A 17,335-nucleotide genomic window follows, 5' to 3' on the forward strand; every position below is an offset into this window, starting at 1 on the left:
CCACGCCCGTCATGGCCGCACGACCTGCTCCGCGCCCCACGCGGCGCCGCGCACGACCGCCTCGACGCCCTTCGCCTTCGCCAGCAGCAGGGGCACCTCGCCCCCCGGCACCGCGATCGCGACCAGACCGGGCAACGTGTTCGGCTTGTCGGGCGGTTGGCTCACCTGCGGGCACCTCCAGGTGTCCGGCGTCCCCTCCGCCACGCACCTGTCCTGCGGGTAGTAGGACTCGCCGACGCGCACGAACGAGACCACCACGGAGGTCGGATCGGGCAACGGCACCACCGCGGTGCCGGTGGCCTTCCCGGCCGGCGGCGCCTCCGTGGTGGTCGGCACGACGGCCTGGGGCGCGGGCTCCGAGGTGCCCGTCGTCGGCACGGCCGCGGCGGTCGGTCGGCCGACCGCCCAGCCGAGCCCGAACACCAGGCCCAGGAACAGGACCACCGCGGCGATCGCGACGGCCGTCAGCCGCCGGCTGCGCCGCACCGCCTGGGCCACCCTGGCCGCCTGCCCGGTCGGCCGCGCGGGCAGGCGGCCGTTCGCCGTCCACCGGTCGTAGGCCTGCATCGCCAACGGCCCGTCGTCGCGCACCGCGGCGCCCAGCAGCATCGCCAGCTGCTCGGACTCGCACCGCGCCAGCAGTTCCGCCGCGTGCCTCCGCGCCCTGCTCCGCTCGTCGCGCAGGTCCTCCAGCTTCGGCCCGTACAGCACGGTGAGGAACGTCCGCAGGAACTCGTCCCGGATGCCGTGCTCGACCAGCGCGGTCACCCGGTCGATCTCGGGCACGTCGAACGCCTTCCGGATCCCCTCGCGCGGGTTGTGCCGCTCCTGCTGGAGCTGGTTCAGCAGGGCCTGCGCGGACGGGCCGGAGAGCAGCAGGGACCGGCCCGCGGTCACGACCGGCGGCGGCAGGGTCGGCGGGCGGACGGGGTTCGGCGGCGGGGTCCTCGGCGGTTCCGGCGGCACGGGCGCCGCGTGGTTCTCGACCGGCACGCGGCTGGGCCTGGCGTTGACCTGCTCGCCGAACAGCAGCGCGACGAGCTGCTCGGCCTCGGGCGCGCGGACCCGGACCGCGTTGGAGCGCAGGTCGACCACGGTGCGCTCGACGGCGCCGCCGGAGGGGCGCAGCGGCGCGAACACCAGACCGGGCTGGCCCACGTCGTGCCGGTGCTCGTAGGTGGAGAACGAGGACACCCGGTCGGCGAACCGGCGGTCCTGGTGCAGCGAGAGGCACGCCCACACGCCCCACGCCATCACCAGCCGCTCCCGCTCCGGGAACCCGACGACGGTCACCGACTGGTACGGGTTCTCCAGGAACCGGGACAGCACCTCGACCAGCTGACCCCGGAACGGCGCCAGTTCGGGCAGCGGTCGCGGCTCGGGCAGTTCGTTGAGGAACACCGGTGCCACCGTGGACATCTGCTCGTTCGGCGGCGGCTCGTCGGACCACACCGTGCCGGCGCCGGACAGCTCGATGGCCACCGCCCGGTCCACGTCGAGCAGCGAGTCCGGTCCGATGAGGACGGTCGCGTCGTTGCGGCCGTCCGAGTGACCCCGCCGGATCCGCCGGACCAGCGCCGCCGTGTCGTCGGTGAACCGCAGCAGCGTCAGCGCGGACGCCGGTGGCGGACCCGCGGTGGTCGGCTGGAGCCGCACGTGGTCGCGCAACCGGTTCACCCACTTGCGGCGCTGGTGCTCGCTGTCGAACGACGAGCTGACGATGGTGTGCTGCTGGTTCGTCTCCGACCAGGCGAAGTACGCCCGGTGCAGTCCTGAGCCCATCACGGCGCACCCACCCGTTCCGCCTCCGCGCCCGCGATCATGCCGGTCATCGCCAGGATCGACACCAGCGGCTCCAACACCCTCGTCGGCCGGAAGCCGCGCGGGAAGTGCCGCACCGCCGGGTCGCCCCGGTCGACCGGCTTCGCGTCGCCGCCGCTGGCCGACACGAAGTGCAGCGCGCACCGGGTGAACGCCTCGAACGGCCGCAACGACGCGCCCGCGCCCACGTGGTGCAGGTAGGCGAACACGTCCCGGCTCTCGGCGCGGATCCGGGCCGCGTCCACGGTCCGCTCGTCGCCCCGGTGCAGCCACCGGTCCGCGGGCGGCACGTACCGCAGCCGGTCGGACTTGGTCACCGCGATCACCGCGGGCAGCCGCGCGCCGTCGGGCAGCGCCAGAAGTCGTTCCACGGCGAGGTGGAACGACCGGTTCTCGCTCCGCGGCGTCGGCCGACCGGTGTCGAGCGGGTCCTCCGAGCCGTGCACGAAGACCACCGCCGTCGTGCCGGCCAGGAACTTCGTCGCCCGGTTGCGCGCCTCGGGGTCCTCCAGGTCCTCGCCCGCCACGTCGAAGAACGACACCGGCCGGGCGCCCGTCGGCCCGCGCAGCAGCAGGATGTCCGCCGCCTCCACCACGCCGGTGTCGGTGCCGGACAACGTGCCGCCCGCCTCGAACTTGCGCACGTAGTCGTCGTGGAAGTCGCGGTGCCGGCGGAAGTCCAGCGGCGCGGCGGTGATCCCGTGCGCGCCGAGGCCGTCGAGGTGGATCTGCCGGATCATCGCGGTCAGCAGGTGCGTCTTGCCCGACGCGGGCGCGCCGACCAGCCCGATCACCAGCGGCTCGCCGTGGTCGGCGTAGGTCGCGGGCAGGTAGTGCGCCGCGGTGTCGCCGCTCGGGTTGGGGCACTGGCGGTAGGCCAGCCGCTCCAGGTCGGCGCGCTTCTCCGGGGCCAACGCGGTCACCCGCACCGTCTCGTACCGGCTGTTCTCCACGTCCCACACCGACACCGGCGCGCCCGGCTCCCAGCTGATCCGGTCCGCGCACACCGGGCAGCGCACCGCGCGCCCGGTCACCACGGCCTCGTCCCGCGCAGGGCGACGACCGCGAGCGCCATCAGGGTGAACAGCGTCCGCAGCCAGCTCCGCGGTTTGCCGGCCGGTGGCGGTGGCGCGGCGCCGGTCTTGCGCCTGGCCACCTGCTCGAACAGCTCGCGACCGGCGGCGAGCGGTGCGTCCGGGTCCGCGAAGGGCGGCGGGGTCGCGTCGCCGTGCAGCCGGACCAGCAGGTCGGCCGCGGTCGGCCGGTGCTCGACGGGCCGGTCGAACACCGGGTTCAGCAGGTCCCGCAACAGGGTCGGGTCCTGGCCGCGGTGGCCGTTCACCCCCAGCCGGCCCAGGTGCAGCTCGCGGATCAGCACGCCCGCGCCCCACACGTCGTCGCGCCCGTCGACCAGACCGCCGCCGTGCTGCTGCTCCGGCGACCGGGCGATCGACCGCCGGCCCGGCCGCCGCGGCTCGCCCACCCGCTGCGCCCACTCGAAGTCGACCAGCTGGAGCCTGCCCTCGTGCCACCGGACGGTCTCCATCCCGACCGCGCCGTGCACCAGGCCCGCGATCGAGACCAGCTGGAGCGCCCGGAGCAGCTCGTGCTGGAACCGCAGCCGGTCGGCGGTCTCGAACCGGGTGGCCGGACCGGCCGCCGGCTCGCCGAAGTACTCGCGCAGCAACACGAACGGCTCCTCCAGATCGGTGTTGTAGGCGACCAGGCTCGCGAGCTGGCGCGGGTAGGCGTCCCGGAACACCTGGCCGAGCCGGGTGCCCGCGCGGACCTCGTTCTCCAGCAGGTCGTACAGGTGGGGGTTGCGACCGCCGGACGCGCGCGAGACGTACTTGCGCACGTACACCTGCCCCTTCACCCGCACCAACTGCTGGTCCAGCGCCGAACCGGGCGTGACGAACCCGGCCAGCTCCTCGATCTCCAGCTCGCCGAGCACGCCCAGCCCGTTGCGACAGCGCACGACCTCACCAGAACCCATCCACCGCACCCCGCTCGACGCCGCTCGGACCCTGCCACCCGCCGTCCCGCCCCGCCGTGCCGCACGCCCATCGTGGCACGTGCGTAGGAAGCCGGGAACCGTTGGCGGACAAGGGTTCCCGTAGTCCGTTCGGGGCATCCGCCATCTACCGCACCCCGCCGAGCGCGCGGGCGACCGACTCCGCCCGCAGCGGCACCAGGCGCAGCGCGCCGACGAGTTCGCCCGAGTCGCCCCACGCGACGCTCGGGTCCGCGACCGGACCGCGCGCCTCGCCCCGCGCCTCGAGCACCCGGCGCAACCGGCCGGGCGCGAACCGGATCAGACCCGGCACCGCGGTCGTGCTGAGGTAGCCCAGCTGGCCGCTGCGGCACAACTGGGTCATCTCGCCGCCCACGTCGGTGCGCAGCGCGGCGTGCGCGGCGGGCGACTCCGCCCAGAGCCTGGCCATCAGCGCGTCCCGGGCCCGGTCGACGTCCTCGCCGACCGCCAGCAGGCCCTCCCGGCGCACGGCGGCGTCGTACTCGACCAGCAACCGCTCCACCCGCTGCGCGTAGACGCCCTCCGGGGTCCGCTCGCCGTTCTCCGCGGCCTGCCACGCGGGCGCCAGCGCGGACCGGCACACCTCCACCAGGTCGGCGCGCACCACCGCGAGCAGTTCCTGCGGCACCGGCCGCAGCCCGTTGCCGTCGCGCGGACCGGGCAGCGCGCCGCTGAACAACACCGCGCCGTCGCGGGCCAATCCGGCGGCGACCTCGTCCAACCCGGCCGCGACCTCGGAGGCCGCCGACGCGGTCGTCCGCCGCCTGCGCACCGGCAGCCACTCGCGGGCCACGACGCCCTCGGTGACCCGGGCCGCCTCCTCGACCGCGAGGTGCAGTTCCGCGATCCGCAACCCGGCGCGCCACCGCCGCACCGCCGCCCGCCAGCCGAACACCGCGGCCGCCGCGGCCAGCAGCACCACGACCGCGGCCACCGACCGGCCGAGCCACGCCGGAACCGGCACCGGCACCTCGAGCAGGGCGCCGGCCACCGCGCCCAGCAGGCCCGGCGCCGCGTACCCGGCCAGCGCCCGGCCCAGCGCGGCCCGCAACCCGGGCTCGCCGTCGGCCAGCGGACGCCGACCCAGCAGCAGCCACCCGACGCCGAACCAGGCCAGCGCCAGCAGCACCCCCGCCAGCGGACCCGGCCACCCCGGCCCGAGCAGGAACGCGACCAGCGCGCACCCGAGCAGCACCGCGGGCGCCGTCCACAACCGCAGCGGCCACCGGCGGAACTCCGGCATCGCCAGCGCGTGCGGCCCACGACCGCGCACCGTCTCCAGCGCGCCCGCGCACCCCTGCGGCGCGGTGCGCGCGCCCATCAGCCGCAACCGGTGCGCCAGCGGCGGAAGTGACGCACCCGCCCGGAGTTCGCCGTCGACCACGTCCCGCAACCCGGCCGCGACCTCGCGACCGTCGCTCTCCCACGGCGGCGGCGCGCCGAGTTCGACCACCTCGCCGACCGACGGGCGCCCCACCTGGAGGTGGCCGTCGATCCGGTGCAGCAGCTCGACCACCACCCGCCGGTGCTGCTCCGCGGCCTGCCCGGCCCACCGCACGTGCGCGCCGAGCTGACGGGTCGGCCGGTCCGCGCCGAACAACGCGCCCGGCGACGACAACGCGCCCGCGAGCGCCACCACGTGGCCGAGCCGGCGCACCGCGTCCGCCTGCGCCTCGCGCACCCGACCGGACAGCACCGCGCCCTCGGACCCGACCGGCCGACCCCGGGCGAGCGCGGCGTCCAGGTCGTGCGGCAGCGGCCGGTCCTCCGCGCACAGCGTGCGGACCACCGTCGAGCCCGCGTGCGCCAGCTCGCCCAGGTCCGACGCGTTGGACACCAGCCGGATGCCCGGACTCGCCGCGGGCGCGCCCAGTTGCTCGGCCAACGCCACCACCCGGTCGAACAGCTGCGGCGCGCGCAACGCGGCCACCAGGTCGTCCAGCGCGACACCGGGCCGCTCCACGGGTTTGGGCGCGGTCCGCTCCGGCGCCCACTCCACCCCGCGCGGGTCGCCCACCCACAGCACGCAGGCGTGCCGGAGCGCGGGCGGCACGGTCAGCACCACGCCGTCGGTCCGGTCCGGCTCCTCGCCGACCGCCAGGCACACCACGCCGGTGACCATGTCCTCGCCCAGCAACCGCAGGTACACGTCGCCGTGCGCGACGAGCGAGCCCGCGTGGTCGAGCACCACGACGCCGCCCGCCACGTCCGCCGGCGGCGCGCCACCGCCGCGCAGGTCGACGACCACCACCCTCGACGTGCTCACGACCACCCACCTCCCGCGTCCGGACCGGGTCCGCCCGTCATGGCCGGTGCTCTCCGCCGAGACCGTGCGTCAGGTCGACGTGCTCGCGCAGTTCCAGCAGGCTCTTCGGGGTGGTCGACAGCCGCTGGTTGAGCGCGGCCGGCAGCGACTCGCCCCAGAACGACTTGAACACCGCGAGCTGGGCGTCCCGGCCGAGCACCGGGCTGCGCTCCGCCTCCCAGATCTTGGCCAGCTCCGACCCGCCCAGCGCCACCAGCGTGGTGAACTCCGGCGCGGGCGGCGACGGCGAGCGGTCGGCGCCCGCCGGCACCCACGACATCAGGCGGGCCGCGAACGCGCGCCGGTTGGCGTCGTCGTCGGTGAGGATCCACCGCTCGTAGGACTGGAGCACGCTCGCCCACGACGACAGGTTGCCCAGCGGCGCGAGGTCCAGCGTCATGGGCGAGGCCTCGCTGCTCACCGCCACCGTGATGTGGTCGGGGCTCTCCGGCTTGCCGCTCACCGACACCCGCCCGTCCCACGCCGCGCACAGCAGCCGGTGCAGCACCTGCCGCCGGTCGCGCTCGTCCATCAGCAGGTAGTCGGTGTCCTGGCTCAACCTCCGCCGCCACTGGAGCGTGTCCTGCGGGTGCGGCGCGCGCTGGGCGTCGGCCCACAACCGCACCACGCGGCGCAGTTCGGGCACCTCGGTCACGCCCATCGAGTTGCGGTTGAGCACCACGACCATCGAGTCCGCCTGCACCGCGCGGAACTCGGGCTCGCCGTGCATGTCGATCGGCAGCGACACCTCGCGGCGCAGGAACCGCTGCACGTCGTCGTCCTCGCGCGCCGCCGGGTAGGTGAACAGCGCCTTGAGCGGACCGTGGCCGTCGGGCGCGAACCCGCCGGGCACCAGCTCGGCCAGCTTCTGCCGGAACCGGTTGAGGTCGGCCTCGGTGACGCTGTTGTCCCGCCGCTGCACGGCGTTCGCCAACAGGTCGTCCATCCGCGGCACCAGCGCGGGCCTGCTGCGGTCGTCCGGGCGGACCCGCTCGGTGACCGCCCGCTTGATCCACTGCCGCACGTCCGCGACCGCCGCCTCCGGGTCCTGCCTGCCCTTGGCGAACGCCTGCGCCCAGCCGTCCCGACCCAGCAGCAGGTTCAGCACGTGACCCTCGTGCGGGTTGCGCGGCAGGTGCTGGGCGAGGTCTTCCTTCAAGCGCGCCAGCACGACCTGGTAGAAGCCCTCGAGCCCGTGGTCCTCGGGCGGCAGCAGGTAGGTCACGCCGACCCGGGACTTGTAGAGGTCGCGGGCGCGCAGGTCGAACTGGTGCTGGTCGCCGCGGGCGTGCGCCTCGAACTGGTCGCGCACCGCGCGGAACTCCTCGGTGAACGCGCCCCACGGCCTGCTCCACAACCGGTGGCTGTCGTTCCACGCGGTGTTCCAGATCCGCCGGGTCTGCCAGGCGTACCAGACGTTCTGCGCGTTGATCACGGCCTGCACCGACTCGTCGGCGATCCGCAGCCGGCGGGTCACGCTGCGCTTGAGGTCCTGGGGCAGCGGCGGGCTCGACGGGTCGAGGCCGGGCGGCGGCGGGGGAGGGGACCGCCACCCCTCCAGCAGCGACCGGAAACCGCCCTTGTCCAGCGGGTCGGCGAGGTCGCGGTGCCCGAAGATCGTGCGGTCCAGCCGGAACAGGTCGACGTCGTGCAGCAGCACGTCCGCCGCCGAGGTCGGGTCGAACTCCTGCGCGAGCGTCGCGATCGGTCCGGCCAGCGCGTCGTGACCCCGGTCCGCGTTGGTCTTCATCGCCGACGCCCGCTCGTTCAGCACCGCGGTGACCGGCCCGTAGCCGACCGGGTTGCCCGGCGGCGGGATGCGCGCCGGCGTCGCCTCCAGCAGGCGGTCGAGACCCGAGGCGGTGATGAAGCGCCGGATGTGCGGCTTGTTCGTCTCCGCCGCGCCCGGCGGCACGAGCAGCTCGTCCACCGCCCGGGCCAGCAGGTGCGAGCTGATCACGTCGGTGAGCTCGAGCAGCGGCGTGGTCAGCGCGGCCACCGCGCTCGTCGTCACGCCCCGCCGCCCGACACCGGTGTCCGCGGTCGCGTGCCGGTCCACCTGGTTGTTGATGAACCCGTCCGCGAACGACTGGTACGGCCGGTTCGCGCCGTCCTCGTCCTCGTCCTGGTCGCTCGGCCCCGCGCCGATCAGCGAGGTCATCAGCGACACCATCGAGCGGTTCAGGTCGTCCCGGCGCACCCCGCCGACCGGACGGCCGAACAGGAACGCCGTCTGCACCGTGTTCGGCCGCAGGTGCACCACGTCGAGCTTCGGGTAGCGCACCGACAGGGCGCCGCGCGCGCCGTGGGAGTCCAGCCGCTCGGCCGCGCCCTGCGCGTTCTGGTCGTCCACGAGCCGGAACAGGTCCACCAGCGCCGAACCCGCGTTGAGGTCGGCGGGCCGCCCGCCGCCCTGCCCGTCGTCGAACGCCGAGGGCATCATCACCAGCGGGTAGATCTCGGCCCGCTTGCCGCCGCGCTGCATCAGGTCGCCGACCAGGTGCAGGTAGTCGTAGTAGATCCCGCTGCCGGTGCCGCCCGCCACCGAGAACACCACGAACACGATCACCGGGTCGAGCCGCTGCGCGCGCTTGCCGCTGACCACGAAGAGGTCGCCGGCCGACTCGTTGATCCGCGCCATGGCCTCCTTGACGCCCAGCAGCGCGGTGTCCGGGTTGCGCCGGAGCGTCTCGAACAGCACGCCGCGACCCACCGTCGGCAACTGGCCCGCGCCGCGCACCAGCGGACCGATCAGCGGATCGGTCTCCCGGCCGGGCAGCCAGTCGATGACGTCCTCGTCCAGGTTGATCCGCAGGCTCTGCGCGACGTCGGCCGAGTTGCCCAGCCGCGCGGGCACCAGGTCGCCGATCAGGTGCATGGTCTTCTGCGCCGCCAACTCGTGCTCGCGGCCGGGCACCACCTCGCGGCGCACCCGCTGGAGCTCGTTGGAGCTCAGGTCGGCGTAGACGAACTGGAGGCACGCGGGCAGCTGGTAGGGCAGGTAGCCGCGGTCCTGCATGTCGGTCATCAGCCGGGTGCCGTCGGGACCGCACAGCTCCTCGCGCAGCCGCTTCTCGAACTCGGCGCCGACCTTGCACCCCGTCCCGCCGAGCCCGACGAACATCATCGGTTGGTAGATCCTCACTGGGCACCGTCCTAGTGGTCCTGACCGCGGGCACGCCGCGGTCCTCGTCGGGTCAGTCGAACGGGTTGTGGGGATCGGTGTGGAAGTCGCCCGGCCCCGCGGTCGCGGTGGGCGGCGAGGTGGTCGCGAACGGCTCACCGGGCGGTGGGCCGACGCTCCCCGGGCTGAACGGGTCGGGCGGCCCTCCGACCACGCCGCGCTCGTCCAGCACCTCGACGGCCAGGTCCGGCCCGATCTCGTGCCGCTCGCCCAGCGCCAGCACGACCGGTCGACCGCCGGGCGCGGTCAGGGCGACACCGCGGCCGGCGCGCCGCACCTCGTAGGCGCCCGGCTCGCCCGGTCCGGCCTGGTGCAGCTGCAAACCGGTGAAGTCCTCGTGCAGCACGAAGCCGAACACCTTCGACTCCGGGTCGCGCGGCACCACGTCGGAGGTGGTGAACCCGCCGCGCCACAGCTGCGCGCGCAACCCGCGGACCCGGGCGGACCGGGAGTTCGCCTGCGACCTGATCAGCAGCCAGCCGAGGAAACCCAGCAGCAGCACCACGACCGGGATCCACAACCACAGGAACCGCTCCACCACGCCGGGTCTGGCCACGACCTCGGTGGAGAACAGCCGCTCGGCGACCACCGCCGACGGGTCGTCCGCCTCGACCAGCCGCAGCTTCGCGCCGTGCACGCCGAGCGAGGACCCGTCGCCGAACCGGAGTGTGAACGGGGTTTCGCTGGTGCCGGTGCCGGCCTCCACCTCCGCGTCGTCGACGGTCAGCTGGGTGCCGGGTGTCGGCTCGGCCAGCTGCACGAGCAGCCGGGCGGGCGAGCCGGAGTCGTTGCTGACGGACACCTTCCCGGTCACCGCGTCGCCCGGCGACGCGGTCGCGCGGTTGGTGTCGAAGAGGAACCGAGCCCGCACCTTCGGCGCCTCCCGCTGCACGGCCGCGCGGAACACCCTGGTGTCGCCGCCGACGCCGATGCCCGAGACCTGACCGGTGAACGTCAGGTCGCCGGTCGCGTCCGCCGGCACGGTGAAGGAGCCGGTGAACGTGCCGTCGCCGTCCGGGTCGGTCAGCGTGACCCGCTGCGGCGGGAAGTTCGAGCTGCCGGTGAGCGTGGTGACGAAGGACAGCCCGGCCAGCGCGTCCTTGTCGATCACCGCCTTGCCGCGCGCCCAGATCTGCATGGCCACCTCGACGCTCTGCCCGGCGGCGGGTTGCGGCGGTCCGGAGATGTTGGCCCGCACCGCCGCCTGGTAGACCACCGTCGCGGCCACGTCGTCGGCGGCCACGTCGGCCGAGGACAGCCGGATGGTCCACTCGCCCGGCTCGGGATCGGTGATGCGCAACGACTCCGTCTCGGTCGCCTGCCCGGCCAGCTCGAACGCCGAGCCGCCCTGCTCGGGCGCGGGCTTGGACGCGCCCGGCGCCCGGTACTCGACCTGCACGCGCGGGTCGCGCTTGTAGACCACGATCGAGGCGTCGCTCGCGGCCGCGGGCACCGAGACGTGCAGGTCGGTCGAGCCGCCCTTGGGCACGCTGCCGGTGTCCTTCGCGCCGAACTTGATGCAGCCGGCCGAGGAGAACGCCTCGGACACGGCCTGGGTCAGCTCGGCGGCGTTGGGCACCACCGACTCGTGCGGGTCGGCCGCGGCGGGCGTGCAGCTCTTGCCCTTGGCGAACCCGCGCAGCGCGGCCTGGTCCACCGCGCCGAACCCGAGCGGCCACACCTGCGCGCCCGCCTGCTCCAACTCGCCGAGCACGCCCGGCAGCGCGGCCGCGGCGGCCTGGTTGCGCTGCGAGGGCTCACCCCAGTTGGGGCTGTCGGACACGTCGAGCTTGCCGTCGGTGAGCAGGAAGACGATCTTCTTCTCCGGGCCGCCCGCCTTGACGTACTCCCGCGCCTGGCGCAGCGCCAGCACGTGGTCGGTGCCGCTGCCCTCCTGGTCGGTGCGCTTGCGCAGGTTGCCGACGCACCCCGCGAGGGTGTCCCTGGCCTGCGCGCCGTCGAGCACGGTCGGCGGGCACACCACGTCCACCGCGCTGCGACCCTGCTCGCCGGTGCTGGCGAAACCCACCACCGAGACCTGCGATCCCGGCGCCAGCGCGCTGAACACGATCGTCCGGGCGGCTTCCTTCTCCCGGACCAGGTCCGCCTCCTGGATGCTCCCGGACTCGTCCACGAGCACCACGACCTGGAGCGCGGGCAGAGCCGGCGGAGGATCGTCCGCCGAGGAGCCCTGACCCTCCGCCGTGCCGCCGTGCACCGGGCCCAGCAGGACCCCGATCCCCACCGGAACCGCGCACAGGACACGTCGCCACCGACGTTTCCCGCGGTATTCCGCCCGACCGAACCAGTTCATACCCGCGCACCCCGCGCCGTAGTTTATCCCGCTTCATTCCGGTACCCCGGAATCGCGCCCGAGTTTGCGCCCGTTACACCGAAGCGCGCAACCAGTATGCCTGCCGATTGGCGTTGCGGGTCCGTTACGAAAAAATGCGAGGCACGCTCGTCGCGATCGGTCGAAGAATAGATAGCCAGTGGATGTGATTCGTCGCCGCGACGCATTGCTGAGCTTCGGGAAGGGTATTGGCCGAGGTCAGCGCGTCGGCCTTGATCATTATCGGGGTGCCGGCCGGAATTTCCGCCAAAATGGGGACAACCGCCGGACGTCGGTGCTGTCCGGTTCCGGCCCGTCCGCCGGTGCGCCGGTCGGGGCAGCCCGAATTGGTCCGCCGCGTCCCCGACCTATTTTTGTCCACCGCCCACCCGGCGCGCCGACCGTTCGGCCGCAAAACCCGGCGGACGGTCGGCCGCGGGCGTCAGTACGACTGGAGTTCCAGCAGGTTCCCCTCGGGGTCGCGCACGTGGGCGGTGCGCGCGGTCGGTCCCCACTCCGGTCGGGCGGTCGGCGCGGCGACCTCGCGGGCGCCGTGCGCGAGGCACAGTCGGAACGCCGCGTCGACGTCGGGCACCCGACTGGTGAGCACCACCGCGTCGCCCTCGGCCGACCGCCCGTCCGCGCCGATCGCCGCCGCCATGGCCGCCCGGTCGAACAGCGCGACCGCCGTCTCCGCCCGCACGTCCCAACTCGCGTACGGCCCCCGTTCGTCGCCGCGGGCGAGCGTCGCGCCGACGAGGTCCGGCAGCACGGCGTCGTAGAACCGGAAGCACGCGGCGAACCGCGTCACGAGCAGTCTCGGGTACAGCGCGTCCATGGGTCGTCCCCTTCGATAGGTGTCCACCTACGATTGGGGCGACCCTACAATGACCCGGTGCCGGACACGCCGCCCACCCTGACCGTCCTCACCACCTACCTGCTGTCCCAGGTCGGCCGGTCCGCCCGCGCCACCCTGGCCGCCCGGCTGGCCGACCGGGACGCCCGCCTGTGGCACTTCGCCGTCCTGGCGGCCCTGGCCGACTTCGGCCCGCACACCCAACGCGACCTGGCGGCCCGCCTGTCGATCCACCCGAGCGACATGGCCAAGGTCCTCGAAGACCTGACCACCTCCGGCCAGGTGGCCCGCGACCGCGACCCCGCCGACCGCCGCCGCGTGGTCGTCACCCCGACCCGGGTCGGCACGAAGGCCCTCGCCGCCCACCTCGCCGACGCGACCGCCGTGCAGGACGCCGTGCTCGCGCCGCTGACCGCCGACGAACGCGAACTCCTCCACCGGCTGCTGCTGCGCGTGCACGACGGAGGATGATCGCCCGGGTGGAGTGGCGGAACCCGGCGGTCGGGGACGTGGAGGTGTTGGCGCGACGGGCGTTCGGGGCCGACGCGCGCGTGCTCGGGGTGCGGGAACTCGGCGGCGGGCTCTACAACACCACCTGCCTCGTCACGTTGGCCGCCGGGCGGGCGGTGTTGCGGATCGCGCCCGAGGAACGGCGTCAGGCCCGCATCGAGCGGCGGTTGATGCGGAACGAGCAGGCCGCCCTCCCGCACTTCGCGCCGATCGCCGCGATGATGCCGCGCACGTTGTTCGCCGACTGGACGCACGACCTCGTGGACCGCGACTACGTGTGGCAGTCGGTGCTCCCCGGCGTGCCCGCCGTCGACGGGATCAAGCGCTACCCCCGGCACGAGTGGCAGCCCTACTACCGGGGGCTCGGCGCGATCACCCGCAAGGTCCACGACGTGCGCGGCGAGCGGTTCGGGCCGGTGGCCGGGCCCTGGTTCGACAGCTGGGGCGACGCCGTCCTGGCCCTGCTGCACGACACCGCCGCCGATCTGGTCGACGCCGGGCTGGTGGCCCGGGACGTCGAGCAGGTGGCCAGGATCGTGGCGCGGGACAAGGGGTTGTTCGACGCCGTCACCGAACCGCGGCTGCTGCACGGCGACCTGTGGACGCCCAACCTCATGCTCGACCCCGACGCGCCCGAGCCCACCGTCGTCGGCGTCCTCGACCACGACCGCGCGTCCTGGGGCGACCCGCTCGCGGACTGGGGCCTGTCGCTGCTCGCGGGCAAACCGGCCGACGCCCGCGCGGCCTTCCAGGAGACCTACGGCCCCACCGACGGGCCCCGCGGCCTGGTCTACCGGGCCGTGCACCTCGGCGCGGCCCGATTGGAGCGCCACCGCACCGGCCGGACCGATCGGGTCCGGGCGAGCTACGACGAGATGGCCGCGCTGATCCGGGAACTCTGATCGCACCACGATCCGGTCGGGTTTTCTCCTCATCGTGATGTCGAGCGGTGTGGAAAGGATTTCCGATGGGGTGGCCCGTCGACCCCTGGAGCAGCAGGGGTCGACGGGTGTCGGCGCAGGTCGAGCGGATCCGCGCCGAGTGCGGGGGGCCGGTTCCGCCGAAGATCGCGGACGGCCGTGGGGTTTCTGGAAGGCAATTCGCCATTGTTTTCGGGAATTGCCGCCGACCTTAGCACCGGCTTTGGTGGCTGTGGTCGACGCGGAACCGACCGAAACGCTTCCGGGTGACAAAGGTCCCCGGTGGAGGTCTGTTCACGAGTGTGCCGCGGCGGTCGGCGTGAGGACTTCCGGCCCTGTCCGGTCCGGGACCTTGATCACTGCTGCGGCCGGGCCGCCGCGCGAAGACTTTTCCCCGTGAGCGAAGAGAAGTACGCGGAACGGCTGTCCGACGCGGCGGCCGGGATCGTCCGGGGCACGCTCGATGTCGTGCGTGCGCACGCCGGTGAGGTGGCCGGAGTCTTCTACGGGTCGCTGTTCGCGGCCCACCCCGGGTTGACCGACCTGTTCAACCAGGCCGACCAGGCCTCGGGCACCCAGCGCGCGGCACTGGCCGCCGCGGTGGTCGGGTTCGCCGAGCACCTGGTCGACCCGACGTCCGAGGAGTTCGCGCCGGCCGAGCGGATCGCGCAGAAGCACGTGTCGCTGGGCGTGCCGCCCGGGTTGTACCCGGTGGTCGGCGACCACCTGATCGCGGCCGTGGGCACGGTGTTGGCCGTGCCGCCGGAGGTCGCGGCGGCGTGGCGCGAGGTGTACGACCTGTTCGCGGCCCGGTTGACCGCGCGGGAGGAACGGCTGTTCGCCGCGGCGGGCGTGCAGGCGATCTCGGCGTGGCGGCCGTGGCGGGTGGCCAAGCGGCACGAGGAGGCGGTGGACGCGGTGTCGTTCACCCTGGTGCCCGACGACGGCGGTCCGGTGCCGGCCTTCCGGCCGGGCCAGTACGTGTCGGTGTCGGTGGAACTGCCCGACGGCCGGCGGCAGCCGCGCCAGTACTCGCTCTCGCGCGGGCCGCGCGGTGACAGCCTGCGGATCACCGTGCGCCGCGTGCCGGGCGGTGCGGTGTCCGGGTTCCTGCACGACCACGTGCGACCGGACGCGGTGCTGCTGGTCGGCCCGCCTGCGGGGGAGGTCGTCCTGGAACCCGGGCCGGACCCGGTGGTGCTGATCAGCGCGGGCATCGGGGTGACCCCGATGGCGGCGATCCTGGACCACGTCGCGCGCACCGAACCGGAGCGGCCGGTGGTCGCGGTCCACGTCGAGCACTCGGCCGACCGGCACGCTTTGCGCGACGAGTGCGCGGCTGCGGGGAGTCTCCTGGCGGACTACCGCGAGATCCGCTGGAACGGCCGGGCCGAGGTGGACCCGGCCGCGATCCCGCTGCCGCCTGAGGCCTGGTACCACCTGTGCGGGCCGGTGCCGTTCATGGCCGACCTGTGGGCGGCGCTGGTGGGTCGGGGCGTGCCGGCGGACCGGATCAGGCGGGAGGTGTTCGGGCCCACCCGGTGACCGTGCGGGAACCCTTGGCGCGCAACAGGGTCGATGTCCTCGAGCGGCGCGGCGCCGTGGTCGCGTCTCGACGGTGTTGAAGACTTCGGTGTCAACCGACGTTCGATACCCGGCCGTCTCACGGTCGGGTGGGCCAGGGCCTCGTACCGGAGGCCCTGGCCCGGTGATTCAGCCGACCAGGGCGACCAGGCGGCGACGGACCTCGTCCTCGCCGAGCGCCCGGGTGATCGCGTGCAGGTCGGGGCTGCGGGTCGAGCCCGTCAGCGCGACCCGGACCAGCTGGGAGGCCTCGCGGATCGAGCCCGCGTACGCCTCGGGGTTCTTCTTGTACTCCTTGGGGTTCGGCGCGAACCCGTGCCGGCCGGCGGCGGCCCGGATCTGGTCGAACCACTCGCCGGAGTCCGCGAGGTGCTGGTAGTTCTCGGCCAGGTCGCGGGCGTAGGCCGTCACGACCTCGGGCGCGACGCCCAGCGGGGTGAGCCGCTCGTCGGTCGGCCCGGTGACCGGCGTGGCCAGCTGCGGGAAGAAGAAGCCGTACGCCGGTCGGAAGTCGGACCACTTGCGGAGGTCCTTGCGCGGGTTCTCGACGCCTTCGCGTTCCACGGCCAGCGCGCGCAGCGCGAGGTCGGGCTCGGCGTCGAGCACCGCGACCAGGTCGGTGTCGTACCGGGACGCCCAGGTGCGGACGGCGTCGAGGATCTCCGGCCCGCCGAGCGTGGCGATGTGGTCGGCGCTGATGTCCTCCAGCTTGACCAGGTCCACGAGCGGTCCGGCGACGCCGAACTGGTCGAGCTGAAGCGGGGTGCGGAGGGCTTCCTCCAGCGGCACCTCGGCGAGTCGCCCGTTGGCCAGGCCGCGCAGGTAGTAGAGGACGGCGTCGGCGGGATATCCGGCCTCGACGTAGAAGTCGACGCCCGCCTCCGGGTCCTTGCGCTTGGAGAGCTTGCGCTTGCCACCGGACATCTGCTTCATCAGCGGCGCGATGTGGGCGTAGGTGATCGGCTCGAACTCCAGCGCGGCGAACAGCTGCTGGTGCAGCGGGACCGACGAGATCCACTCCTCGCCGCGGATCACCAGGTTGACGCGCATCAGGTGGTCGTCGACGGCGTGCGCGAAGTGGTAGGTGGGCAGCCGGGGCGAGGTGTCGGACGCCTTGAGGATGACGGCGTCGTTCCGGTTGGCCTCGTGCTCGAGGTCGCCGCGGATGGCGTCGGTGAACCGGGCGCGCTGCTCGGCGGCGTCGTCGGGCGCGCGGAACCGGACCACGTAGGGCACGCCCGCGTCGAGTTTGGCCTGCACGTCGGCGGGGTCGGCGTCGCGCCACAGCGCCCAGCCGCCGTAGTAGCCGGTGGGCAGGCGGGTGGCCTGCTGGCGCGCGGCGATGTCGGCGAGTTCGTCCTTGGTGGCGAAGCAGACGTAGGCCTTGCCCTGGCGCAGCAGGTGCCGCACGTAGGTGAGGTAGATCTGCTCGCGGGCGGACTGGTGGTACGGGCCGTAGGCGCCCTTGTCGTCGTCCTCGTCGGGCTTGACGCCGAAGTACTCGAAAGCGCGGGCGAACTGCTCGATCGCGCCCTCGACCTCGCGGGACTGGTCGGTGTCCTCGACCCGGACGAGGTAGGAGCCTCCGGAGTGCGTGGCGAGGTCGCGGTCGATCGTGGCCACGTACACGCCGCCGATGTGCACGAAACCGGTGGGCGAGGGCCCGAACCGGGTGACCTTGGCCCCTTCGGGGAGGTCGCGCGCCGGGTAGACCTGCTCCCAGTGCTCGGGGTCGGGCAGGTCGGCGGGGAACAGTGCGTCGATGACCGCGCGGTCCAACATGGGGGA

11 protein-coding genes are annotated in these 17,335 nt (G+C 73.9%); 3 read left to right on the forward strand and 8 right to left on the reverse strand.

The features are described 5' to 3' along the window. Positions 1-9: 9 nt before the first annotated feature. The 7 genes from AB0G50_RS15570 to AB0G50_RS15600 all read right to left on the reverse strand — a co-directional run bounded on the left by AB0G50_RS15570 (position 10) and on the right by AB0G50_RS15600 (position 12,515). Positions 10-1,782, reverse strand: a complete 1,773-nt coding sequence (locus tag AB0G50_RS15570) for a hypothetical protein (RefSeq protein WP_360107905.1) — start codon at positions 1,780-1,782, stop codon at positions 10-12. Then, a complete protein-coding gene (locus AB0G50_RS15575) occupies positions 1,782-2,855 on the reverse strand; it encodes an ATP-binding protein (protein ID WP_360107908.1) in 1,074 nt (357 codons plus the stop codon). Before AB0G50_RS15575 ends, AB0G50_RS15570 begins: the two co-directional genes overlap by 1 nt. Beyond that, positions 2,852-3,817, reverse strand: a complete 966-nt coding sequence (locus AB0G50_RS15580) for a hypothetical protein (RefSeq protein ID WP_360107910.1) — start codon at positions 3,815-3,817, stop codon at positions 2,852-2,854. The genes AB0G50_RS15575 and AB0G50_RS15580 overlap by 4 nt, the downstream gene beginning before the upstream one ends. A gap of 145 nt (positions 3,818-3,962) precedes the next feature. After that, positions 3,963-6,122: a hypothetical protein gene (locus tag AB0G50_RS15585; protein WP_360107913.1), complete on the reverse strand. Its 2,160-nt coding sequence runs from the start codon at positions 6,120-6,122 to the stop codon at positions 3,963-3,965. A 37-nt stretch (positions 6,123-6,159) separates the two neighbouring features. Next, positions 6,160-9,306 (reverse strand): tubulin-like doman-containing protein, encoded by a 3,147-nt coding sequence (locus AB0G50_RS15590; protein ID WP_360107916.1) that lies wholly within the window; start codon positions 9,304-9,306, stop codon positions 6,160-6,162. 52 nt (positions 9,307-9,358) lie between these two features. Continuing rightward, on the reverse strand, positions 9,359-11,590 hold the full coding sequence (locus AB0G50_RS15595) for a vWA domain-containing protein (protein WP_360107919.1): 2,232 nt from the start codon (positions 11,588-11,590) through the stop codon (positions 9,359-9,361). 529 nt (positions 11,591-12,119) lie between these two features. After that, entirely contained in the window at positions 12,120-12,515 is a 396-nt protein-coding gene (locus tag AB0G50_RS15600) for a VOC family protein (RefSeq protein ID WP_360107922.1), read from the reverse strand. Between the two features lie 57 nt (positions 12,516-12,572). Between AB0G50_RS15600 and AB0G50_RS15605 the strand changes: the two genes are divergently transcribed. The 3 genes from AB0G50_RS15605 to AB0G50_RS15615 all read left to right on the forward strand — a co-directional run bounded on the left by AB0G50_RS15605 (position 12,573) and on the right by AB0G50_RS15615 (position 15,508). Continuing rightward, entirely contained in the window at positions 12,573-13,004 is a 432-nt protein-coding gene (locus AB0G50_RS15605; protein ID WP_360107925.1) for a MarR family winged helix-turn-helix transcriptional regulator, read from the forward strand. After that, entirely contained in the window at positions 13,001-13,945 is a 945-nt protein-coding gene (locus AB0G50_RS15610) for an aminoglycoside phosphotransferase family protein (RefSeq protein WP_360107927.1), read from the forward strand. The genes AB0G50_RS15605 and AB0G50_RS15610 overlap by 4 nt, the downstream gene beginning before the upstream one ends. Before the next feature lie 414 nt (positions 13,946-14,359). Then, complete coding sequence (locus AB0G50_RS15615) at positions 14,360-15,508, forward strand: globin domain-containing protein (protein WP_360107930.1); 1,149 nt, start codon at positions 14,360-14,362, stop codon at positions 15,506-15,508. 168 nt (positions 15,509-15,676) lie between these two features. Here AB0G50_RS15615 and AB0G50_RS15620 read toward each other — a convergent pair whose 3' ends face one another. Next, positions 15,677-17,329 (reverse strand): glutamate--tRNA ligase family protein, encoded by a 1,653-nt coding sequence (locus AB0G50_RS15620; RefSeq protein ID WP_360107933.1) that lies wholly within the window; start codon positions 17,327-17,329, stop codon positions 15,677-15,679. Positions 17,330-17,335 lie beyond the last annotated feature (6 nt).

This window comes from Actinosynnema sp. NPDC020468 (assembly GCF_040642015.1).
Classification (GTDB): Bacteria; Actinomycetota; Actinomycetes; order Mycobacteriales; family Pseudonocardiaceae; genus Actinosynnema.